Source organism: uncultured Campylobacter sp., from assembly GCF_938017615.1.
Lineage (GTDB): Bacteria > Campylobacterota > Campylobacteria > Campylobacterales > Campylobacteraceae > Campylobacter_B.
In genome coordinates, this window is the sequence record NZ_CALIJA010000066.1 from 11,975 (window position 1) to 34,158 (window position 22,184).

The following is a 22,184-nucleotide window of genomic DNA, read 5'->3' on the forward strand; positions in this document are numbered from 1 at the left end:
ACTGCGCCTTAAAATAATGGAAAGCTAGTAAAATTCCGCGGAATTTTAAGGGGAAAGCATGAGATATTTTAAAAATTTACTCTCTGATTTAAGGAGCGGCAGGGTCGCGCTGCACCCGATTTTACTCGCGGCGACGTTTTGCATAGTGAAAATTTCGTGGCCTAGGTTAATAGGCAATATAGGCGAAAGCGATGCGCTCGGCAGCTTTATATTTATGGACTTTACGCAATGCGCGTGTTTCATACCATTGGGCGCACATCTTGTCTATGTAGCGGGGCGCGGCGACAAAAACAGGCAAAGCCGTAGTTGCAAAAACAGCGACTACGAAGGCTTTATACAACCCCGCGGGCTGCAATATTTAGCCGTGCTACGCGCTATCTTATGTGCCCTATGTATCATCGCGTGCGTAGCGGGATATCTTAGCGCGGATATAAATTACCAAAAATTAGGCGTTCTGAATTGGTTTTTCCCGACTGCGTTATTAAACGCTTTCATATATTTGATTGCAATTTGGATTGTTACGACCGGCTCTGAAGTACTAATTTGGGGTGTTGTCTTCGTGATAAGCTACATGGCTGCTTACTATGCAGTTTTGATGGGTTTTGGGATTGGGCATAGGTATACTACCTATTTTAATTTTTCGTTTATTTTTTGGAAAGGGCTGGAGATAATATTTCCGCTAATTTGGGCGTTTTATTTCAAGCGCACCTACAAAAAGCGCCTAGCAGAGGAGATGCGCGAGGCATAACCGCGAACTAAGCGCATAAATTTAACTCAAATTTATGCAGCATAGTCGCTTAATGAAAATACCCAGGCGTAGCCTGCACCGCTAGCGTCGTCGGGGGTTAGGTGGGGTTTGGGGCGGGAAGGGGAGCGACCTCGCAATTCAAGCCCCCCTTCCCGCCCCAAGAAAAGTTTGGGTGCGGCGCGGCGCACGGCATATCGCAATGATGAAGCGCAATAAAGCGATGTGCAAAATTCTAGATGACAGCTCGCAATGTGCAGTTCCGCGGTGCGGCGGAATTTTAAAATTTTATTCGCCTCAGCGCAGCGCGTTAAATTTTAGAATTTTAAAATCTATTACAGCGGAGCCGTATCGCGAGAGATAAAATTTAAAATTTAGCCACAATTTAGGGGTTTGCAATGCTTCTGTTTTTTCTTACGATCTTCCCGATATCGCTGATGCCGGGCATCAACATGACCTACGCGCTAAATCTCGGCATCGCGCGCGGCTATCTTAGAGCTCTGCCTGCGCTGCTGGCGCAGGTGCTGGGCGTCGCGGCCGTGGCGCTTGCGTGCATATTCGGCGTCGCGGGCATTCTGCTTGCACACCCTGCGGCGCTTAGCGCGATTAAAATTTTAGGCGGCGCGTATATTTTCTATCTGGGCGTCGTGACTTTTTTAGCACGCGGAAATTTTAAGCTGCAAAAACAGAAGCGCAGCGAAAATATCTTTCTGCAAGGCTTCGTAGTCGCGGTCTCAAACCCCAAGGCGTGGATATTTTTCACCGCGCTCTTTCCGCCGTTTTTGGACGCGGACAACCTTTTCGGCGCGCGCACATTCGTCCTCGTCGCTACGCTGTGCGTAAGCGAAAGCATCTGCCTTAGCATCTACGCGCTGGGCGGAGCGGTGCTAAAAAATCTGCTGAAAACCCATTTGAAATACCTCGAAATTTTCTGCTCGGTGCTGATGTGCGCGATCGGGCTCTGGATGATTTTGGGCTAAAATTTTGATTAAATTTAGCGCCCGAGCTTTGATAGAATTTTATTAAATTTAAAAGATAGATTGAAAAGCGATATTGCCGCGGCTAAATTCCGAGACAAATTCCGAAATTTAGCCGCTAGCTTTGAATTAAAATTTTAAGCGATCGACCGCGTACGCTAAACGACGCGGCAATTATCGTCCGTAGCGAACCCTACAGCGCGTTTAGGCGGTTTTGGCTTTGTGTAGCATCGCCTCGCCGCGTGCGCTTAAATTTTAAAATTTAATCTCTGCCGTGAAGCTCGTCGATGTAAAATTTCACAGAGCCGAGACCCTCTTTTTTAGCCCATTCGTAGGCGCTTGAGACGAACTCCCAGTTGATGCCTGCGTAGAATTTCTCCAGATATTTCGGGCGCGCGTTGTGCTCATCGATGTAATACGCGTGCTCCCAAACGTCCACAACCAGAAGCGGCACGAGCCCTTCGGTCACCGGCGTAGCGGCGTTTTGGGTTGCTTTGATGCAAAGCTTGCCAGATTTGGGATCGTAAGCAAGCCACACCCAGCCCGAGCCGAAATGCGCCGTAGCAGCAGCCAAAAACTCGCTTTTAAAATCTGCGAAATTTTCCGCCAGCGCCGATTTTAGCTCCGCGGAAGCCTCGCTAGGCTTTGCGATGCAATCCCAGTAAAAATCGTGGTTGTAAACCTGCGCGGCATTATTAAAAAGCCCGCCGCTAGCAGCCGTTACGATCTCGTAAAGCCCCTTGCCCGCAAACTCACCCGATTCGGTAAGTTTATTCAAATTTGCCACATAGGTCGCGTGATGCTTGCCGTGGTGATAATCACAGGTTTGCTTGCTTACGACCGCGTTGTGCGCCGCATCGAACGGCAACTCTCTAAGTTTAAACATCTTTCTCTCCTTGAAATGAATTTTGAAGCGATTATAGCCTAAAATTTCTAAACGAATAATAAAATTTATTATTTAGGATTAATTTTAAGACGAATTTCAATCTAAGCCATCGCAATCGCGCTTTAAATTTAAAATTTAGGCGATTTAATAACGCCAGAGCTTTCTTTTATCCTCATCGGAGCGCTTTTTGTATACGACCGGGCGTACGGGCTTAAGCGCGCTGCCGGTGCGCACGAGCGGCTATTTACCGTCATCTGCGTGATTGCGAGCTTTTTATATTTATGTTTGCTTTTAAATACATAGCGCGGCGCTCGCATACGTCCTATACACGGGGCTCGGCACGCTTGTATCGCTTCACTCTAAACGATCGTCGCGCTAGAAGAGGGCTCGGAGGCGAGCCTATTTCGCATATTTTCATACTCATGCTAAGTATGTACAGGTATTGGCACGATCGGCGCCGTGATCCTAGGCGTATTCATCCACCGCGAGAAAATTTCTGCGCACAAAGCGCCCCTCTTATTTCTCATAATTTCAAGCGCCGTGATGCTGAAATTAATTTAGAATTTTGGCGAATTTAGCTAAGCTTAGCGCTAAATTTAACGCAAAGGAAAACCATGAAAATCATCGAAGGCTCGCTTGCTCTTAAGGGCAGCGAAAAGATCCTAATCATCAACGCCCGCTTCAACCACATCATCACCGATCGCCTAGTCGAGGGGGCGCACGATGCGTTTTTGCGCCACGGCGGCAAGGAGGAAAATTTAAGCCTGATGCTGGTGCCGGGCGCTTTTGAGATCCCGCTCGCGCTTGAAAAGGCGCTTGCGAGCAAAAAATTTGACGCGATCGTCTGTCTGGGCGCAGTGATCCGCGGCTCTACTCCGCATTTTGACTACGTAAGCGCCGAGGTAAGCAAAGGGATCGCAAACACCATGCTAAAATACGGCGCGCCTGTGGCTTTCGGCGTGCTAACTACCGATAACATCGAGCAAGCGATCGAGCGGGCGGGCTCAAAGGCCGGCAACAAGGGCTTTGAAGCAATGAGCGGCGCGATCGAGCTTCTAAGCCTATTTCGCAACATAAAGGCGTAAAATGGCCACCAGACACCAAGCCAGGCTCGCTGCGATCTCGCTGCTTTACTCCCGGGATATGAACGGCGGCGGCGAGGATTTTGCGGACGAGTATCTGGAAGAAAAGCGCATTCGCAACGAGCAGCGCAACTGGACGCTGGCGCTTCTGCGCGGCGCTAGCGAAAATCTCGCTGCGGTCGATGCGCTGATAGATGAAAATTTAAAGGAATTTAAGCTCGCCGAAATTTCGGCTCTGGAGCGCGCGATACTGCGGCTCGGGGCGTATGAACTGCGCTTTACGAACACGGACGCGGGCATCGTCATCAACGAAGCGATCAACTCCGCCAAGGAGCTTGGCATCTCGTCTAAATTTATAAACGGCGTGCTGGATGCGCTAAAAGATAGCCCCGTAAATATCGCGGCGGATAAAATTTCCAAGCCGAATACGGCGGAAGGCGAAAATTCCGAAGTAGTCACGACGATAAGCGAAAATTCCCAGCCCGCTGCGGCGAAAAGCTCCGCTGTTTCGGACAGCGACGATACGGCAAAAAATTTCATCCCCGCAGACGCGGACGATGAGACGAAAAATTTTACCAAGGCAAAGAGGAGCGGCGCGCCGAAAAATTCTACGGCGAGCAGAAGCAGACCGTCTAAAAAGCCCGCTAATTTGAAAACTCGCAGCGCGTCCGCAAAAAAATCCGAATCCGCCGCGAGCAAAAAATTTAAAACGGAGAGAAATTTCAAGACCGGAGATAAATTTAAGACGGAGAAAACGGGCAAAAATTTCAAAACGGGCGAGCGAGGTAAAAATTTTAAGGCAGGCGAACGCAGCAAAGACGCCGCGCCGAAAAAAGAGGGCGCGGATAGAAATTTCAGAGTCGGCAAAGGCGCGGCACCAAAAAAGAGCGCTGCGGGTAAAAATACTACGCCGAAAAGTAGCGCAGACCGCAAAGGCTTTACCGCGCCGAAAAAATCTGCGGGCGGCAGAGGTGCCGTCTCAAAAAGACCAGCAGGCAGCAAAGGCGCAGTACGCGGCAAGGATAAACGGTGAAGCTATGCGTCGCGCTTGATCTGGGCTCGAAGCAGCAGTGCTTACAGTTAGCGGAGGGACTTGCGGACTTTGCGGATAAAATTTGGCTAAAAGTGGGCTTGCGAGCCTATTTGCGCGACGGAGCGGGCTTTGTGAGGGAGCTAAAAAAGATTGGAAATTTTAAAATTTTCCTCGATCTAAAGCTCTACGACATCCCAAACACGATGGCTGACGCTGCCGAGGAGATCGCTAAAATCGGCGTAGATATGATAAACGTGCACGCAAGTAGCGGCAAACGCGCGATGGCTACGGTGATGCAGCGGTTAAACAAGCTTGGTTCACGTCCGCTGGTGCTCGCAGTCTCTGCGCTAACGAGCTTTGATCAGGCGGAATTTAGCGCGGTTTATGAGCAAAATTTAAGCGACGCCGTGCGCAAATTTAGCGTGGCGAGCTACGAAGCCGGGCTTGACGGCATGGTCTGCTCTGCGTTCGAAAGCCGCTTGATAAAGGACGCAACGAGCGCAGATTTTATCACGCTCTGCCCGGGCGTGAGGCCGTTTGGCGAGAGCGCAGCGGATCAAAAGCGAGTGGCGGATCTGGGCGTCGCGCGCGAGGCGGGGGCGGATTTTATCGTGGTCGGTCGCCCGATCTATCGAAGTGCCGATCCGCGCGAAATTTGCGAGCGAATTTTGGGGCAAATTTAGTGCCAAAGCTTGCGTAAAAATTAGTCTCAAATTATTTTAGTCCAGCTTTCTGAGTGTGAGAATTTTAATTAAATCATCGCGCGAGTGCGGCTTGAACGGCGAGCCGACAAGGCGGCGAGTTTGGCGGAGCTTAAACGAAAATTGAGGTAAATTTGAACGATTTTAAGAAAATCCCCCTATGCCGGCGAGGCGACAGAGGCCGATCTGCTGGCACTCGGCTACGAGGGCATCGCTTCGCTAAAGGGTGCGGATCCGGACGAGATGTTTGAGCGCACAAAGGCGCTCGGGCGCGGCAGATGCATCCTCTACGTTTACCGAGGCCAGCTACTACGCCAGCACGCCCCGTCCCGACATAGCCAAGCTGAAATGGTGGCTTTGGAAGGATTAAATTTACAAATTTGACCCGCGCGAGCCGTTTGAATTTGAGCGGATTTGCTAACGATCGACGTGCTGTATTTGCGGCACAAAATAGCACCGAGTAAAAAGCGTAAATTTAACAAGCGCTTTAATGGCGACGGCGCAAATTTTATGCGCGAGCTTTACGAGCACAATGCAATAGAGCGACGCAAAGAGCGTAAATTTTACGGGCGCGGCGTAGCGGCTAGTGCGAAGTACAAACATAGCCGCAATATGAAATTTTGATTTTATTCGCAGGCACGCTTTGCGACGAAGCGGCCTGTACGAAATATAAAATCGCTCCGATTTCGGGCAAGCGCACGCCGAGCCGTATATGCGTCGTAAATATAAAAGCGGCGACAGTCGGTGCCTTTTTAGGCGGGCACGCACGGCGCAGCCTTTCACGACGGTAAGGAGTGGCAGCTGATATTTAATAATCACGCTATGGAGAAATGAAATAGGCGGCGCGAGTTTTGATTTTTATGGTAAATTTTACGAATGCGGCGCAGATTCCCGCGCGAGCTTTGCGAGCACAATGCGATAAAGCGACGCAAAGAGCGTAAATTTAACGGGCGCCGTATAATTGGGGCGCCGCAAAGCGGAAGGACGGTAGAGATGAAATTTTTTGCTACTTTAATTTTGTGCGCGAGCGCGCTTTTTGGCGAGACGATCAGCGCGAAATATGAGATTTCGTTCGGCGTTTTCGGCGCGGTCGGCAGCGCAAACACGCGGCTCGTGCGGCAGGGCGATCGCTACGAGATCGTCATGGATGCCGTTGCGCAGGGCGTCGCGGGCAGCCTAAGCGGGCAAAGGCGCGAGAGCTTCCGCTCGAAGGGGCGCATCGTGGCGGGGCTTTTGATGCCCGATCTCTACGTCCACGACGTCTCGCGCAAAAAGGGCAAAACGACGAAAAACGAGCGCAAAACCTACGCCTTCGACTACGCGCGCAAAACGATAAAATTTCAAAAGTTCAAGGGCGCGGGCGGCGAGCTACAGCTCGTAAGCGATGAAATTTTGCCCTATTTTGCGACGAACGACCTGCTGAGTTTGTTTTTCAATTTCTCTAAAATCCCGCACTCGGGCGATAAATTTTTCGTCCGAGCCGCGGGCGCAAAAGGCGCCGACGGAAGGATCGACATCGAAAAGCCGCGCGGAAGCGCCGCCACAGATATCGCGAGCGAGCTTGGCGTCGCGCCGCCTAGCGAGACGGATGCCAACTCCGACGCAGCGGCAAGCGCAAGCTCTAGTGGAGCAGACACGAAAACCGGCACAACGGACGTAAATTTTAAAGGGCGCGGCGCGGGCGCGGATAAGCAGGCTGCGGCGATTTACGTGGTTTTCATAAACCAGCCGATATTTTCGAGCAGCCGAGGCGAGCTGCACCTGAGCCTAAACGAGCGCGGTTACGCCGATCGCGCCGTTTTGAAGGACGTGCTGCTCTTCGGCGACATCCGCGCGCGGCTCGTGGAATGAGACTTCGTAAATTTACGAGGTAAATTTTGTTCAAATTTATCCCTGCTCGCTTCAAACGTCATCGTTTTCATATCGCTGAAAAAGGGCAAATTTGATCGATCATAATTTAATATAAATTTAAAATAGAGTCCGCTTTTATGATCTACACAAAAATTTGTGGCGGGATTTTATCTAAATTTTTCCCTATTTTCAGTATAAAATAGGCTTTTAGCTCCCCGTATTCTTTGCTGCTTAGAAACGAAGCCTCTATAAAAGAACTTTTGTCGTATATCAATATGCTATCATTTATAATATCAAAGCCTAGCCCGTTAAAAAGCCTATATAGCAATAAAGGAAAGAAGCTAATAGGTATAATTACCGCAAAAATTATCCAAAAATTTTCCTCCCTTCCGTCTATCACTACCGATACGAAAAAAACTAAAAGCAAATATATAAAAGCAAACAGCAGCATAAGGCATTTTGTCTTTTTTGATATTTCGGGGTATGACGGTCCCGTGGTTCGTTTGATACAAGTTATATCTGAAATTTTGGTCTCATATAAAACGGCTTCCGTCTTTTTAGAGTATAGAGTTATATCGTCATTTTTAAAGCATATATAGCACTTGCCGAAATTTGAGAATTTATTTAATGCTCTGAGCGGAAAATAGCAATCCAGCAAAACGAGAAATAAAATTTGCTGGGCGGAAAATTTACCGCATATCGCCATCAATATCGTAGTAATGATATAGATCGCGCCGATGATAGCATTTAAAATTATAGCGTGGTCTTTTATGATTATCGGCTCTTTGTCGTAATCACGAGGTTTAGCGCCCCGCGATGAAATACCGCCTGGGTTTAAATTTTGAAATTTTACCTCGGCTTGTGAGTTTAAATTCGTGCCTTTTAAATTTCTATCTCGAAAATTTGCGCCACAAAGATAATCGGCTTGCGATTTGGGATCTGTTTGATTAAAATTCGTATCTTTAGGGTTTTCGCTATTCAAATTTGCATCGTTTGAATTTAATGATCTGCGATCCGTTGCATCGCTTAAATCCGCATTGTCAAAGATATCGGCGCTAGCGCCTTTTCGCAGCTTTTGTTTTAAATTTCGGCACTGTTCGTTTAGAAGCTTTTTTGATTCCTCAAGCCGCACTTTATCCAAAAAATATCCTTAAGCTTAAATCGCTCGTATTTTATAACTTTGGGCTTAAATCGCAATAAATCGCGTTCGTTTCGCGCGTTTTTGATTTTATTAAAATATGTGTTCTTGCGTCGCGTCGCATGCAGCGCAAAGACGGCAGCAAGGGCGCGGCAACGGAAACAAACCGCATTTTTGGATCGATTTATTTCTTAAATTTTCTTATGAAATCGCTCGCGTCCCGCGCCGCCATCGCTGAGCTCATAACGGCGATCCTGTCGGCTCCTGCGCGTAGGACGGAGGCGAAATTGCGCGGCGTTATGCCGCCCAGCGCATAGATTTCGCCCGCGAAAAACTCCCGCACGGCGCGGATCAAATTTAGCCCCTTCGGCGCGAGCCCCGCCTTGCAATCGGTCGTGAAGATGTGGCTCAGGCAGATCGCGCTGGCACCCAGCTCCAGCGCCTCGCGCGCCTCCGCCTCGCTGTGGCAGGAAGCGACCAATTTTTTGAAATTCGCGCGCAAAAACTCCGCGCCGTGCGCCGCGCTAAAGCTCCGCAAAACCCCGAGCGGCAGCCATAAATTTCTCATTCCCGCGCTCAGCGCAAAATCTGCAAAATTATGCACAAAGATCGCGGGTGGGCACCTTACACTCTCTGCACTCTGCACGCCCTCCGCGCTCTGCGAGTTTTCCGCCTTTTTTACGCTCTGTGAATTTTCTACGCCCCCTACATTTTCTGAGCTCCCTATGTACTGCGCACTCCGCGCATTTTTTGCACTATGCACATCATTCGTATTTTCCGCACTTTGCGTACTCCGCATACTTTCCGTATTTTCTGCGCTCCGTACGCCTTCTGCCGCTAGTTTCGTTTTGCATACGGCACCGCGAAGCGAAATTTCGCCTGGCGTGCTATCGTCCGCGCGATTTGCGGCGCCGGTAAAATTTTCAGACAAAATTTCATCTAAAACGCAAGCGGAATTTTTAGACCGTATATCATCTGTAGCCGCACCATGCCTGCGGGCTGTATCCGCGCAAAGCTCGCTCCTGCTGCCGCCTAAATGGAGCTTTTTTAATAAAATTTTGTCCTCGTTGCACTCGTAGAGCGAAATTTTATCCGCGTAGGCCGCGCTCGCGTCTAATTCGCTCACGAAAGCTTGGGTTTTGCTAAATTTAGCGGCACTAGCTTCATTTGCAAAAATTTCGTCCGCGCGGACCGTATCCGCACAAAATCCGTTCTCGCAGGCGAGTAAAATTTTACAAAACAGCGCTGCGTAAGCTTTCTCGCTCAGGTCTTTTTCGCGTACGACGATCTCGCCTACGTCCGTTGCGGCAAAATCCGCTATACGCGCAAGCAGTGCCGCCTCGCCGCCGCAGAGCGCGCGATTTGTGATGATCGTAATGCGCGAAGCAAGCTCTAAATCTCGCATCCGCCCGCCCCTTTAAACTCAATATCCGTGCGTAGCGCCGCGCTCAAATTTAAAATTTTGCCTGCGATGCTAGGGATTAAAATTTTACTTGCTAGGGCGAGCGCCGAAATCCCCGTCGTCACGCCATATTTCAAAATTTCGCCCGCCTTAATAAGGTCTGAAATTTCCGCCGCAGCGCTAAAACTCAAAGCGTTCGCCCAGCTCATCGATTTTAGCGACCTTACGTTGCCGCCGCATAAGAACCTGAAGCTCGCGCCGTTTTTAAATTTAAAATTTACGCCGCCCGCGGGCTCGAAATTTGCGCTGCCTTTAAATTTTAAATACGCGTATGTATTCCTAGGCCTTAAATTTACGCGCGCATTTTTGAGCCCAGAATTCCTAACGCTCGCTAGCGCGGTGCCTAAAATTTTATTATCCGCCATAACGCCATAAATTTTATCGCCGTGTACGGCGCTGTAAAATTCGGCGTAGTATTTTACGCTACGAATTTTGCTGCGTCTAGCGGCACCAAATCTGCCCGCAAGTAACGCACCGCGAATCTTGCCTCTTAAAAAGGCGTTGCAAATTTTACCCATACGAACGCAGAATTTCGCCGCATAAAATTCTAAAAATTTCGCCGCTGAAGCAAGCCTCTCGTGCCGAAGTTTCGCGGCGTAAGCTCGCATATCCGCGCTTTTAGACATAGATATACTCGCTCATCAGCGGCTGCAGCCCGCCGTCGCGGATCGCCTCGCAGACCTCGCTTACGCTGCGCGCGTCGCTGATCTCGAACTGCTCGTCGCCCCTCTGCTCGCTATGTCCGCCGATACCTACGCTCACGCCTGCCGAAATTTTGCTCGCCGCGATCCTGATCGCGTTGTCGCGGAAGCCCGCCCTCTCGCGCGTGGAGATCGTGATCTGCGCACTTGGCAGCAGCAGCCGATACGCGCACATGACCTGCAGCAGCTCGCGCTCGCCGACGTCCTTCGGGTTTATTTTGTCGTTATTGATGATCGGGCGCAGGCGCGGCACCGAAAAGGCAATCTCGGCGCGCGGGTACTTGCGCTGAAGCAGCCACGCGTGCACGCCCGTGGCAAAGGCATCGCGGCGGAAGTCTCCGAGCCCCAAAAGCGCAGCGAAGCCCACGCCGCGCATACCGCCTCTAATCGCGCGCTCTTGGGCTGCGAAACGATACGCAAAAACGCGCTTGTTGCCCGCAAGATGCAGCTGCGCGTAGCGTGCGGGATCGTAGGTTTCTTGAAAGACGGTGACGAAATCGACGCCGCAAGCGTGCAAATAGGCGTAATCAGCGGAGTTTATCGGATAAATTTCGACGCCGATCACCTTAAAATACTGCCGCGCGAGCTCGCAGGCGCGCCCGATGTAGCGCACGGGGCTGTTTTTCTCGCTCTCGCCCGTGAGGATCAAAATTTCTTCCAGCCCGCTCGCCGCTATCGCCTCAAACTCCGCCTTTAGCTGCGCTTCATCAAGCCTTGCGCGCGCGATTTTGTTTTTGCAGTTAAAGCCGCAGTAAACACAGAGATTGTCGCAGTAGTTTGAAATGTAAATCGGCGTGAAAACGGCAACGTTGCTGCCGAAATGCGCCGCCTTCTCGCGCGCTGCGGCTTGCGCGATCTGCTCCAAATGCTCGCCTGCGCGCACGCTTAGTAGCGCCGCAAAATCGCGCAGACCTCTGTTTTTCGCGCTGATCGCCCTTTGCACGTCAGCCTCGCTCGCCTCCTCGTAAAAGCTCTCGCGCAGAGCAAGCGTACGCTCCATCATCTCGCTTCCGATATCCTCCATGCCCGCTAGATAGCCGGTTTCGTTCATCTTTAAAATTTTCCTTTTAAATTTTCATTTAAATTCTACGCGACACACTTTTGCGTGTAAATTTAAGCGCCGCAAAGTTTCTTTTCGTTTGGTTTAGAAGCGCATTTTAGCAGGATTTCGGTAAAAAATTTTAAAACGGAGCGCCCCGTTCGCATTTTAAATTTTAGTGATTATTAAAAGACGAAAGAATATACTTTCGTAAAATTTTAAGGAGAAGCGATGAAAAAAATCATTTTAGGTTTAGCCCTGTTGGGCTCTTTGGCTTTTGGCATAACTTTTAGCAAAGAGCAAGTTAAACAATTTGAGCAAAATTGCGAAGCAGGCAATATTGAAGCTTGCGGTGACGCCGGCGCTCTTTATCAAAATCCGACCGTATTCGGGGGAAACGCATCCGATAGAGACTATAAAAAAGTGCTTTACTACTTTAAAAAAGCTTGCGATGGAAACGATTATGCAGCTTGCTCGGATTTGGGAGCAATGTATGATAATGGCATAGGGGTAAAAAAGGATTATAAAAAGGCTGTCGAGCTATTCGATAAAGCTTGCGACGGCGGAATCGCAGACGGCTGCAACAATTTAGGTCATATGTATGCAAATGGCAAAGGAGTTAAAATGGATATGATGCGGGCTATGGGATATGCCAGAAGAGCCTGCGATGCGGGGAGCTGGGTAGCTTGCGGGAATTTTGCTTCAGGTCTCGAAGCCAATAACGACAGAGCAATGGCGACACAATACTATCAAAAAGCCTGCGAAATGGGTAAAAAAGACCCGGCGCTATTAGACTATGAAAAAGACTATTTACGAGAATACTGCGATAAATACGACATACTAAAATAGCCCGCTGATCAATCGGGTTTCTCTCGATCAGGCTGCTTGGCGCGATGAAATTTTAAAATTTCATCGCCGAGCTTGCTGCGCGTTACACCGCTACCAAATTACTTTTCGTCACAGTGCTTTAAGATGCCTAGCGAAATGCGGAATTTATCTCGTTTGGCATAGGGCTTAACAAAGTGTGCTGAGATTTAACTCACATGGCGCAAATTTCCACGACGTAAAATTTTAAAATTTCACGTCGTATCTATCGGCTGCTACGCCGAGCTTGCGCGATATGTATCCGTCAACCCAAGAAATGCAAATTCCGCGCAAAAAAAACACGGCTCGCGCAACTAAGCGCGTTTAAAATTTTAATCGCTACCTCAAAAATCCCGTTAGCGGCGAGCTTGCGCAGGCCGTTTTGCAAACGGCGCCGAGCCCTGCTAGATAGGCATCGCGCCCCGCCTGCACGCCGAGCGCAAACGCCCGAGCCATCAGCGCCAGATCCCCGCTCGTGGCGATCGCCGTATTTACCATCACCGCAGCACAGCCCATCTGCATCGCCTCGCAGGCCTCGCTAGGCGCGCCGAGCCCCGCATCTACGATGATCGGAACGTCGATTTCGCCCAGCAAAATTTCGATCATCCCGCGCATCATCAGCCCGCGATTAGAGCCTATTGGCGCAGCCAGAGGCATCACGGCGGCAGCCCCTGCGCTTATCAGATCGCGAGCGACGCACAGATCGGCGTGCATGTAGGCAAGCGGCACGAAGCCCTCGCGCGCTAGGGCTTCGCAGGCTTTGATCGTCTCGGCGTTGTCGGGCAGAAGGTATTTGCTGTCGCCTATGATCTCGATCTTTACGAAGTCGCCGCAGCCCAGCTCGCGCGCGAGCCGTGCGATCCGCAGCGCCTCCTCGGCGTTTCGCGCGCCGCTGGTATTCGGCAGCAGCGTGACGCCGCGAGGGATGAAATCCAAGATATTGCGGCTCTTGCTTTCGTTCACGCGGCGCAGCGCAAGCGTGACGATCTCACAGCCCGCGTGCCGCACGCAGGCGTCGATCATCGCGTGATCGAACTTACCAGAGCCCATTATCAGGCGCGAGCTAAACTCCCTGCCGCCTAAGATCAGCTTATCGTCCATTCTATCCTCTTTAGTTTAAATTTTCGTTTTATGCGCAGCGCAAATGATACATATCGGCGCTCGCAGTGCATTATATACAGCGCGAGATTGCGGCACAGATGTGCGCCTTGCTTCTATCGCTATTTTTACGCGCTGCACGACGCCGCGCCCGAGCTTTAAAATTTCCTGTCAAAATTTTACGCCACGACACAAAATTTTAAAATTTCACGCGCAGACTGCGGCTCGCTTCGCTGCGCGGAATTTTAAATCCTACGTTCAAAAGTAGTTCGCTCGCGCCGAATAAATTTTAAAATTCTACCTACCCGCTAGCTAGGCACGGCAAAGGGTTAAAATTTCGTCGTTTAAATTTAGATCTCGCGACTAAATTTACGCGTCGCGCGGTAAAATTCACATCGCCTTTTAAACGCGCTGTATACCCGCCGAAACGCTCGCTACTTCTCAAAAATAATCGCGCAAGGCCTAAATTTAATCGGCGAAATAAACAAAGGCGCGTAAATTTAAAATGCAGGCGCACAATGATAAGCGCCAAGCTAGCCCTCCTCACCCAAAATCAGTCTAAGCGCGACATTTGCCTGATGTGCGGCGCAGATCGCCACGCGCGGCGCAAGCAGCCCCACGCCTTGAGCTGCGGCGCTTTTGCGGTCGCCGCAGACGAAGACGTTTTTGCCGAGCCGCGTCGTGCGGATCTCGTTGGCGTCGCCGCTGCCCGCCATGCCGCTAGCGCAGATCAAAAAGCGATCTGTGCCGCTGAGCGCGTCGAAAATCATCGCCTTCGCCGCCGCGTCGTCGAAGCACTCGCAAATTATACGCTCGTTTTTTAAAATTTCGGCTACGTTTTGCGCGGTAAGTCGCTCATTTAAGGTTCGCACGCGCACGAACGGGTTTATGCGCGCGATTTTTTCGCTCAAAGCGGCCGTTTTGGGATTGTAAAGATCGCCGATCTCGTACTGCTGGCGGTTGAGGTTGGTCGGCTCGACGACGTCGAAGTCGATCAAAAAGAGCTCGCCCACGCCCGCGCGCGCAAGCAGGATCGCGACGTTTGAGCCGAGCCCGCCGAGCCCGCAGATTGCCACGCGCGAGTCTTGCAGCGCCTCGTTTACGGCGGGGGCGTTGCGAGCAAGCATCAGCTCGCGAAGCTCCTGCGGCGCCAGCTCCGCGCCGCGAGCAAGCAAAAAGAGCTCATCGCCCGCCTTCAGCTCGCAATTTTGTGTGCTCGCATAGCCGTTTATCACGGCGATCTCGCCGCTAAATTTAACCTCGCGCTTCAGCCCGTCAAGGTCGCTCGCGGCCGTTTCGTAAGCTTTGCCGTTTAATTTTATCTGCATTTTGATCCTAAATTTTATCTTTTTGCCGTCTAAATTTATCGCGTAAATTTAAGTGCACGGCGCCTCATATCTGCGCGAAAATAGCGCGCATTTATACGGTATTGCGGCACGGTTGCGACAGATATCTACACAGCTGCGGCGCACCGCGCAAACGCTCGCACGAGCTGCGACGCAAACTAGGCGTACCGAGCGCATCGCACGCGATTTTGATCTAAAAATTTCATCCTGCTTTTACGCGTAATGTTTTGGCTTTGCGCATTGCATTCGACCAATACAGCGCGTTGTAGGGGTTTCGTACGGCACGCGCAGCACACGCCAGATATGCTAAATTTTAACGCATTAATTGGCTCCGCTTGCCGGTTAAATCTAAGGCCACTAGGCACTAGAGCGATCCGCCAAATTTAAAAGCTACTAAACGCACAAATAAATCCGCGCTGCGGCTAAATTTAAAATTTCAAGCCGAACCGAACCGACGAAAAAAACGGCACGCAGCAGCATACATAGCAGCGTGCACGACGGCAGAGATCTCGGGGTAAATTTTAAACACCTCGCGCTCAAACTCCACAACTTCGGCATAAATTTTAAAGCCATGCGCTCAAGCTTGCGGCGGCGGCGCAGTTTACAGCTCCACACCCAGTCGCTGCGGCTAGCGACGCAAATTAACGTTTCGCCACCGCAATAAAAATTTAAACTCTATCGCCGCGGAGCGAATTTTAAAACTCCTGCGCCCAGCCGCCGCGGCCTAGCTCACTTTTAAAAATTTAAAGCTCGCCTCAGGCGCCAGACCGTCCTGTCCTTTTAATAAATTTGAAAACCCAAACGCCGCTATCTCTCCGCTGCGTCTATTTATGCAGCTGCGACGCTACGCGCTTAAAATTTCAACGACGCGCGTGCAAATTTTAAGCCCCAGCCGCCGTGTCGCTACGCCGCTTAAAATTTAGCGACCTCCGCGCGGATTTAAACCTCAGCCGCTATAATTTTAACATAATTCAAAGCTTCGACCTCAGCCGCCGCCTACGAACTCGACGATCTCATATTTTTTGCCGCTTGAGATCTGCGTGCGCTCCCATACCTCTTTTTTTAAAATTTCGCCGTCGCGTTCGAGCGCCACTAGGCGCAGATCATGTCCGCGCCGGCGCAAAAACTCGCTCACGCTCATATCCTGCGCCAGCTGCAGCCTCTCGCCGTTTACGCAGATCTCAATCATCGTTTGCTCCCAAACTCTCGCGATACTCCTCGTAAGTGCCCCTAAAATCGACGATTTCGGCGTCTCCTTTGAGGTGTAAAATTCTATTTGCAAACGCGTCGATAAGCTCGCGGTCGTGGCTCACGCAGATCGCGCAGCCCGCGAAGTTATACAGCGCCTCTCCCAGAGCGATGATCGCCTCAAGATCAAGGTGGTTGTTGGGCTCATCAAGCACCAGCAGGTTCGGGCGTTGCAGCATTAGCTTACTTAACATCACGCGGTGTTTCTCGCCGCCGCTTAGGCTGCCCACGCTTTTCTCCTGCTCCGCGCCGCTAAAAAGCATACGTCCAAGGCATTTGCGAATTTCATCCAGATCCCTATTTTGCGGGCTTTGTAGATATTCGTAGAGCTTGAGCTCGCCTGAAATTTTATTATTCGTATCCTGCGCAAAATACCCGGGCTCGATCGTGGCGCCCATATGAACCTTGCCGCGCTGCGGCGCGAGCTCGCCCATGATGATCTTGCAAAGCGTGCTTTTGCCCACGCCGTTTCGCCCGATGATAGCGATCTTATCGCCGTGAGCGAGCTTGAGATTAAAATTTTTCAGAATTTGAACCTCGTCGAAGCTCATATCCACGCCGCTTAGCTCTAAAATTTCATTGCCGATCTCGCGCGCAGGCTTGAATAAAATGCTAGGCTCTCTGCGCGAAGAGGTCGCAAGCTCGCTAAGATCGAGTTTATCAAGCTGTTTTTGGCGGCTCGTTGCCTGCTTGGCTTTGCTTGCGTTGGCGCTAAAGCGAGCGATAAATTTTTCAAGCTCCGCCTTCTCTTTGAGCTTTTTCTCGCGCTCAAACTGCGCTTGTTTGGCGATTAGATTGGACGCTATGAACCAGTCATCGTAATTGCCGCTAAATTCGCGCACTCGCCTAAAATCCACGTCGAGGATGTCCGTGCAGACGCGGTTTAAAAAGTGGCGGTCGTGGCTGATGACTACGAGCGTGCCCGTGTGGCGATTTAGCTCAAACTCGAGCCACGAAATGGCGTCGATATCGAGATTGTTCGTAGGCTCGTCCAAAAACAGCACGTCGGGGCGCGGGAAGAGCACCTGCGCGAGCAGAACCTTAAATTTATCGCTCGTCTCGATCTCGCTCATCTTTTTATCGAAGTCGTTCAGCCCCAGCGAACTTAAAATTTTCTCGATCCGCGTTTCGTACTCGTAGGCGGGATCCTCCTCGGCGCAGATCATCTCAAGCTCGCCGAGGCGCTCGTTTATCTCGTCGTTAAACTCGCCCGCTTCGTAAAGCTGCGTCTTTTCGCGCACGGCGTCATAAAGGCGCTTGTTGCCGTAGAGCACGGCGTCTTTGACGCTGAAGCTTTCAAAAGCGAATTGATCCTGCCCCAAAACGCCGATTTTAAGCCTGCTTTCGATCAAAATTTCGCCGCTGCTTGCTTCGATCTGCCCGCTTAAAATTTTAAGCAGCGTCGATTTGCCCGCGCCGTTTGCGCCGATGAGACCGTAGCGCCTGCCCTTATCGAGGCTCAAATTTACGTTTTCAAAAAGCAGCTGTTTGCCAAAGCGCATCGTTAGATCTTTGATTTCAACCATATTTTTCCTTTTAAATTTCTCTTTGCATTGCCTTGCGCGCGGGCTTCTGCCAGGCTTTGCGCGCAAATTTTATCTCGCGGTTTATTGCGGCATTTGCGCCGCGCGGAACCGCGATAAATTTCTCCTATTGTAGCTTAAAATTCTGAAATTTCGCCGAAGGCGCGCGGGTGGGCACGATTAAATTTAGACCGCCAAAGCTAGAGCAATTTAAATTTTAGCCGCTGTAATCGCTGTCGCGAGTGATGATGAGCGTGTAGTTCGGATACGCGGCGCGTACCTGTTTGCAGACCGCGCGAAACGTCGCCTCCATATCGGGCGCTGCGAAATCGACGATAACGTCGAAGCTGATCGAGTGTTTTGGCTCGTCGAGATAAAATCCATGTATCTGCGAAACGAACTCATGCGAAAACGCCATCTGCTTGATATGCTCGTAGATCTCGGCGGCGCGCGGATCGTTCCTGTTAAACGCGTAAATTCCTACGGTGTCTAGGATGATATTAAATTTCGCAAAAACGGCGTTTTGGATGCGGCGCGTAAGAGCGTCGATCTGCGCCGCTGTCGTATCGCTTGCGACCTCGATGTGGATGCTGCCGACCATCTTATCGGGCCCGTAGTCATGAAACATCAGATCGTATGCGCCGATGACGCCCTCAAAGCCGCGCACGACGTCGTAAATTTCATTCGTCAGCTCCAGGCTCGGACGCGAGCCCAAAAGCTTGCTGATCGTATCGCGTAGAATTTCATACGCCGTTTTGATCAGAAGAGCCGAAATTATCGCGCCCAGATACGCCTCCAAGCTTAGCCCGAAAATAAGCGAAATAAAAGCCGCTACGAGGGTGGCTAGCGATACGAGCGCGTCGTATTTGGCGTCCACGCCGCTTGCGATGAGAGAGTCGGAATTTACGCGCTCGCCCGTCTTTTGCGTATAGAGCCCCAGGCTAAATTTCGCCGCGACCGCTACTGCGATGATGGCGAGCGAAATTGCATTATAATTCGCCGTTTGCGGATGAATGATCTTTTTGATCGATTCGACGAGCGAGACGCCGCCGGTGTAGAGGATGATGACGGCGATTACGATCGCGCTTAGATACTCGATCCTGCCGTGTCCGAAGGGGTGTGCGCGATCGGGCTGCTTGCTCGCAAGATGCACGCCCACGATCGTAATTACGGACGAAAGTGCGTCGCTTAGGTTATTTACGGCATCAAGCTCGATCGCGATCGAGCCTGAGATCAGCCCCACGACGCCCTTAAATGCCGCTAAAATTACATTTGAAACGATACCGATCACACCGGTGCGAATGATGATTTTATCTCTGCTATACGCCGCTTGAGGCACTTCCATTATCTCTCCTTTGAAATTTTATTCCAAGCCGCAATCGCTGCGCGTGTAGGTCAGATCGGCGATTTTTTCGCCGCTTTGCAGAAATTCTCGTACGCCTATGCGATTTAGACCGCCCGCTTTCATCATCGCGCATACGTCCTTTTGCCTATCGGCGCGCAAAACTCTCTCAAAATTTTGCTTTATTTTAGGATCTACTTTATCCCAAATTTCATTTTTTAGAATCGTAGGAATTACAAATTTATCGCCTTCGCACGTAGCCGCGCCCAACTCTATATTTTTAGTCGCGGGGTGGCTGTGCCCATTTACGGCGTCCGCCAAAGCCTTGCAGCGCTCGGCATCGGCATCTCCCCCAAGCGCCGCAGTGCAGATAAATACGCCGGATATGGCGAGTATAAATTTTTTCATTTTCATCTCCTTATTTTATTTGAAATCTATCATATTAAAATTTTAAATTCAATCTATTTTTGAAATTTAAAGACCTATTTGCGCGGCGCAAATCCGCAAACCGCCAAAATTACTTGCGTTAAAATAGCGGCGTAAATTCCATAAATCACCGCTGGAAATTTTCTAAATCGCGGCAAAAATTCTTTAAATTCCGCGCAAAATTCTATGAGTAGAAATTTTGCGACGGATCGCATGCGCTCGCTCAAAGCGGCGTGCGGCGAGATCGTCCGTATCTTTTTCAAACTCGCAGTTTAAGTTATAGATTTAACGCAGTTTAAAAAAAGCTCCAGCCGATCTGCGCCCCGCCGTTTAAATTTATAAATTTAATGCAGTTCCGCGTTGAGTTTGATCGCGCGCTTGCTAACGCTTGCCGTAATCTGCCCGCTTTGGCTGTTTTGTCGGAAGTGTAGTCCGCTAAGCCCGGCAAGCTCAAGCCCTTTATAAATTTCACGATCGAACGCAAAGCCTGGATTTAGCGCCGCTAGCGCCTCGCGATCCTTTTGCGTGATGAAAACCTTCGTGCCCTCAAGTACCGCGATGCCGGCATCCACGATGCAGCGGTCGCCTAGCGGAATGCCCGTTACGGAGTTTGCGCCCAGCAAGCAGTGCTTGCCGATGCTCACAGCATTGCCGTTGGTGCCGCTTAGTACGCCCAAAATCGACGCGCCGCCGCCTATGTCGCTACCCTCGCCCACGACGACCGAGCTACTGACGCGCCCCTCGATCATAACGCTGCCGGTCGTGCCTGCGTTGAAATTTACATACGCAGCACCCGGCATCACGGTCGTACCCGCGGAGATATGCGCACCCAAACGCACCTTCGCATCGTCTAAAATCCGCACGTTTTGCGGCGGCACGACGTGGCTTAGGTAGCGCGGAAATTTATCTACGCTAATGATGCGCGGATAGCGACCTTGCATTTTTAAATGGATTTCGTTTTCACGCAGCCACCAAAGCTCGATCGGGCGGGCGTTTTCATCCCACGCGACATTCGGAAGCACGCTAAATGCGCCATCTAGATTGAGCGTACGCGGCTCGCAGAGATTTAGCGAAAGCGCGTAAAGCTTGAGATAGACGCTCTCGACGCTTTTTGGCGCGGCATCCTCAAAGATGAAGCTAGCACAAAAGCTCGCGTGCTCGTCTGATTTCATCGCCTCTTTAACCGCAAGCAGCACCTGCAGATTTTTATGCGCGCCCTCTTTAGCGTCTGGCTGTAGAAATTTTAAAGCCTCGATCGCCTTTTTTAGGGCTTTGTGCGTTAGCGGAAGGACGCACTCACTACCGCTAAAATCCACGACCTCGCCGCATTCGGTTAGAGCATGGATTAGCGCTGCTGCGCTTACTAGCCCATCTTTAAAATTTACGTGCGCGTAATTTACGCTTAGGCTTTTGTGCCCCTCCGCGCGTCCCTTAAATACGCGCCCGACCGCCCACATCATCGGATCGCGATAGCCCTTTTCGGCGTGAACTTTATCTGCAAAAGCTCGCAGCTCGCTTAGGCTTTTAATCTCTTTCATATTTAATCCTTAATCGCAAAATTGCGCGGGAGTATAGCTAAATTTAATTTAAAAGGGGATTTGAAAATACGCATGAATGGAATTTAAAAGCGAAAACACGCGCTTTTAAATTCTTGATTATTTTGTTTCATATTGCTTGGCTTCTTGTAGTTTTATTTCGGAACACTTGCTTTAGTATCTTTTTTAACTTTGATAATAATGCTAACATCCTCGCTAGGAACTTTCTTTCTTATAGTTTTAATGCAAGAATCGCCGACATCGCCGCAATTGCTAACCGTGCGATTAAATTCCACATAGGCATATTTACCGTCGTCGAAAATTAACTTACCGCTAATAACAGATTCATTTTTATCTTTTAGATAAATTTCAACATTATCGGAAGCTAAATTTATAGACTTTAAAAATTTTTTGCAAATAAAATTGAAGCTATAATATTGTGATTCCTCAAAAAAATGCGAAAAAATAGGCACACTCAGTGATAAAAATAATATATGAAACGCAATAAACATTATACCAAGAGCCGCAAAAAATCTTTCTATAGTGATAGCTGCACACGAAATAAAAATTATTAATGCTTCAAATAAAAAGAAGAAAATGGCAAATACTATAAAAGAAGAATCAACCCCTTGCAATCCTTTGTGATAAAAAAAAGCGATAAAAATGATTATATATATTATTTCAGTAAACCAAAGAATTTTTTTCATATATTCTTGCTTTTTATAGTAACAAGTACAATATGCAATAGATAAAACTATCAATGCTAAAAAATAGATAAGTATCAAATCAATAAAAACAACATTATCATACAATATACAACAACACGCTAAAAAAACACAAATTATCAGAGTTGTATTTATAAAAATACAGGTTATGTATGCAGCTTCACCGTCAGTTTTTTTAGTTATACGTAGATGCGCACCTAAAATATAAAATCCGTGAATGACTATTAACAACATACCCACAAGCAAGAAAACCCACATAAAATTTATGCTAAAGATTTCATAACTAAAAAATCCATTATCTCTCATATAAGTCATAGTAAACACAAAGCCTATAATAATAGAGAATGTGGACATTATTAAGGAAATTAATTTTAAAATCGACAAAATTCCCTCAGAAATCTCTTTTAACTTATTAAAGTTATTTTTCGGACTTTCGGAAATTTTCTGATCTTTCTGATCTTC

At 49.5% G+C, this 22,184-nt stretch carries 21 protein-coding genes and 1 pseudogene; 9 read left to right on the plus strand and 13 right to left on the minus strand.

The window, feature by feature from the left end:
- Nucleotides 1–58 precede the first annotated feature (58 nt).
- Together Q0620_RS03095 and Q0620_RS03100 are read left to right on the plus strand one after the other, a co-directional pair.
- Nucleotides 59–748, plus strand: a complete 690-nt coding sequence (locus Q0620_RS03095; protein WP_298783163.1) for a hypothetical protein — start codon at nucleotides 59–61, stop codon at nucleotides 746–748.
- Between the two features lie 395 nt (nucleotides 749–1,143).
- Nucleotides 1,144–1,725: a LysE family translocator gene (locus Q0620_RS03100; RefSeq protein WP_298783164.1), complete on the plus strand. Its 582-nt coding sequence runs from the start codon at nucleotides 1,144–1,146 to the stop codon at nucleotides 1,723–1,725.
- 259 nt (nucleotides 1,726–1,984) lie between these two features.
- Here Q0620_RS03100 and sodB read toward each other — a convergent pair whose 3' ends face one another.
- The gene (gene sodB, locus Q0620_RS03105; RefSeq protein ID WP_298783165.1) at nucleotides 1,985–2,608 is read right to left on the minus strand and encodes a superoxide dismutase [Fe]; all 624 of its coding nucleotides are present in this window, start codon (nucleotides 2,606–2,608) and stop codon (nucleotides 1,985–1,987) included.
- A gap of 614 nt (nucleotides 2,609–3,222) precedes the next feature.
- On the opposite strand from sodB, the gene ribH reads away from it, so the two are divergent.
- The 6 genes and pseudogenes from ribH (at nucleotide 3,223) to Q0620_RS03135 (ending at nucleotide 7,275) form a co-directional block, all read left to right on the plus strand.
- On the plus strand, nucleotides 3,223–3,693 hold the full coding sequence (gene ribH, locus Q0620_RS03110) for a 6,7-dimethyl-8-ribityllumazine synthase (protein ID WP_298783166.1): 471 nt from the start codon (nucleotides 3,223–3,225) through the stop codon (nucleotides 3,691–3,693).
- Nucleotide 3,694: 1 nt separating this feature from the next.
- Nucleotides 3,695–4,069 (plus strand): annotated as a pseudogene (nusB, locus tag Q0620_RS03115) (transcription antitermination factor NusB); the annotation flags it as partial.
- A gap of 650 nt (nucleotides 4,070–4,719) precedes the next feature.
- Nucleotides 4,720–5,406 carry an orotidine-5'-phosphate decarboxylase gene (gene pyrF / locus Q0620_RS03120; RefSeq protein WP_366125019.1) on the plus strand — a complete coding sequence of 229 codons (687 nt, stop codon included), beginning with the start codon at nucleotides 4,720–4,722 and terminating at the stop codon, nucleotides 5,404–5,406.
- 207 nt (nucleotides 5,407–5,613) lie between these two features.
- The gene (locus Q0620_RS03125) at nucleotides 5,614–5,808 is read left to right on the plus strand and encodes a hypothetical protein (RefSeq protein WP_298783180.1); all 195 of its coding nucleotides are present in this window, start codon (nucleotides 5,614–5,616) and stop codon (nucleotides 5,806–5,808) included.
- 30 nt (nucleotides 5,809–5,838) lie between these two features.
- Nucleotides 5,839–6,048, plus strand: coding sequence for a hypothetical protein (locus tag Q0620_RS03130; RefSeq protein WP_297897984.1), 210 nt, complete (start codon nucleotides 5,839–5,841; stop codon nucleotides 6,046–6,048).
- A 369-nt stretch (nucleotides 6,049–6,417) separates the two neighbouring features.
- Nucleotides 6,418–7,275 (plus strand): DUF3108 domain-containing protein, encoded by an 858-nt coding sequence (locus Q0620_RS03135; RefSeq protein ID WP_298783167.1) that lies wholly within the window; start codon nucleotides 6,418–6,420, stop codon nucleotides 7,273–7,275.
- Nucleotides 7,276–7,417: 142 nt separating this feature from the next.
- On the opposite strand, the gene Q0620_RS03140 is transcribed toward Q0620_RS03135, so the two are convergent.
- From Q0620_RS03140 to thiH, 4 genes are all read right to left on the minus strand, one after another.
- A complete protein-coding gene (locus Q0620_RS03140) occupies nucleotides 7,418–8,416 on the minus strand; it encodes a hypothetical protein (RefSeq protein WP_298783168.1) in 999 nt (332 codons plus the stop codon).
- A gap of 181 nt (nucleotides 8,417–8,597) precedes the next feature.
- Nucleotides 8,598–9,818 carry a thiamine phosphate synthase gene (locus Q0620_RS03145; RefSeq protein ID WP_297962766.1) on the minus strand — a complete coding sequence of 407 codons (1,221 nt, stop codon included), beginning with the start codon at nucleotides 9,816–9,818 and terminating at the stop codon, nucleotides 8,598–8,600.
- Nucleotides 9,806–10,501 (minus strand): hypothetical protein, encoded by a 696-nt coding sequence (locus tag Q0620_RS03150; RefSeq protein WP_298783169.1) that lies wholly within the window; start codon nucleotides 10,499–10,501, stop codon nucleotides 9,806–9,808. Before Q0620_RS03150 ends, Q0620_RS03145 begins: the two co-directional genes overlap by 13 nt.
- Nucleotides 10,494–11,627 (minus strand): 2-iminoacetate synthase ThiH, encoded by a 1,134-nt coding sequence (thiH, locus tag Q0620_RS03155; RefSeq protein WP_298783170.1) that lies wholly within the window; start codon nucleotides 11,625–11,627, stop codon nucleotides 10,494–10,496. The genes Q0620_RS03150 and thiH overlap by 8 nt, the downstream gene beginning before the upstream one ends.
- 219 nt (nucleotides 11,628–11,846) lie before the next feature.
- On the opposite strand from thiH, the gene Q0620_RS03160 reads away from it, so the two are divergent.
- Entirely contained in the window at nucleotides 11,847–12,464 is a 618-nt protein-coding gene (locus tag Q0620_RS03160) for a tetratricopeptide repeat protein (RefSeq protein WP_298783171.1), read from the plus strand.
- A 354-nt stretch (nucleotides 12,465–12,818) separates the two neighbouring features.
- Here Q0620_RS03160 and Q0620_RS03165 read toward each other — a convergent pair whose 3' ends face one another.
- The 8 genes from Q0620_RS03165 to Q0620_RS03200 form a co-directional block, all read right to left on the minus strand.
- Nucleotides 12,819–13,580 (minus strand): thiazole synthase, encoded by a 762-nt coding sequence (locus tag Q0620_RS03165; protein ID WP_298783172.1) that lies wholly within the window; start codon nucleotides 13,578–13,580, stop codon nucleotides 12,819–12,821.
- A gap of 530 nt (nucleotides 13,581–14,110) precedes the next feature.
- Entirely contained in the window at nucleotides 14,111–14,905 is a 795-nt protein-coding gene (gene thiF / locus Q0620_RS03170) for a sulfur carrier protein ThiS adenylyltransferase ThiF (protein ID WP_298783173.1), read from the minus strand.
- Between the two features lie 1,003 nt (nucleotides 14,906–15,908).
- The gene (gene thiS / locus Q0620_RS03175) at nucleotides 15,909–16,112 is read right to left on the minus strand and encodes a sulfur carrier protein ThiS (RefSeq protein ID WP_298783174.1); all 204 of its coding nucleotides are present in this window, start codon (nucleotides 16,110–16,112) and stop codon (nucleotides 15,909–15,911) included.
- Nucleotides 16,105–17,697, minus strand: coding sequence for an ABC-F family ATP-binding cassette domain-containing protein (locus Q0620_RS03180; RefSeq protein ID WP_298783175.1), 1,593 nt, complete (start codon nucleotides 17,695–17,697; stop codon nucleotides 16,105–16,107). Before Q0620_RS03180 ends, thiS begins: the two co-directional genes overlap by 8 nt.
- 214 nt (nucleotides 17,698–17,911) lie before the next feature.
- The gene (locus Q0620_RS03185; RefSeq protein WP_298783176.1) at nucleotides 17,912–19,039 is read right to left on the minus strand and encodes a cation diffusion facilitator family transporter; all 1,128 of its coding nucleotides are present in this window, start codon (nucleotides 19,037–19,039) and stop codon (nucleotides 17,912–17,914) included.
- An 18-nt stretch (nucleotides 19,040–19,057) separates the two neighbouring features.
- Nucleotides 19,058–19,444: a hypothetical protein gene (locus tag Q0620_RS03190; RefSeq protein ID WP_298783177.1), complete on the minus strand. Its 387-nt coding sequence runs from the start codon at nucleotides 19,442–19,444 to the stop codon at nucleotides 19,058–19,060.
- A gap of 362 nt (nucleotides 19,445–19,806) precedes the next feature.
- Nucleotides 19,807–21,000 (minus strand): tetrahydrodipicolinate N-succinyltransferase N-terminal domain-containing protein, encoded by a 1,194-nt coding sequence (locus tag Q0620_RS03195; protein ID WP_298783178.1) that lies wholly within the window; start codon nucleotides 20,998–21,000, stop codon nucleotides 19,807–19,809.
- 152 nt (nucleotides 21,001–21,152) lie between these two features.
- A partial coding sequence (locus Q0620_RS03200; protein ID WP_298783179.1) for a hypothetical protein occupies nucleotides 21,153–22,184 on the minus strand: 1,032 nt, incomplete at its 5' end.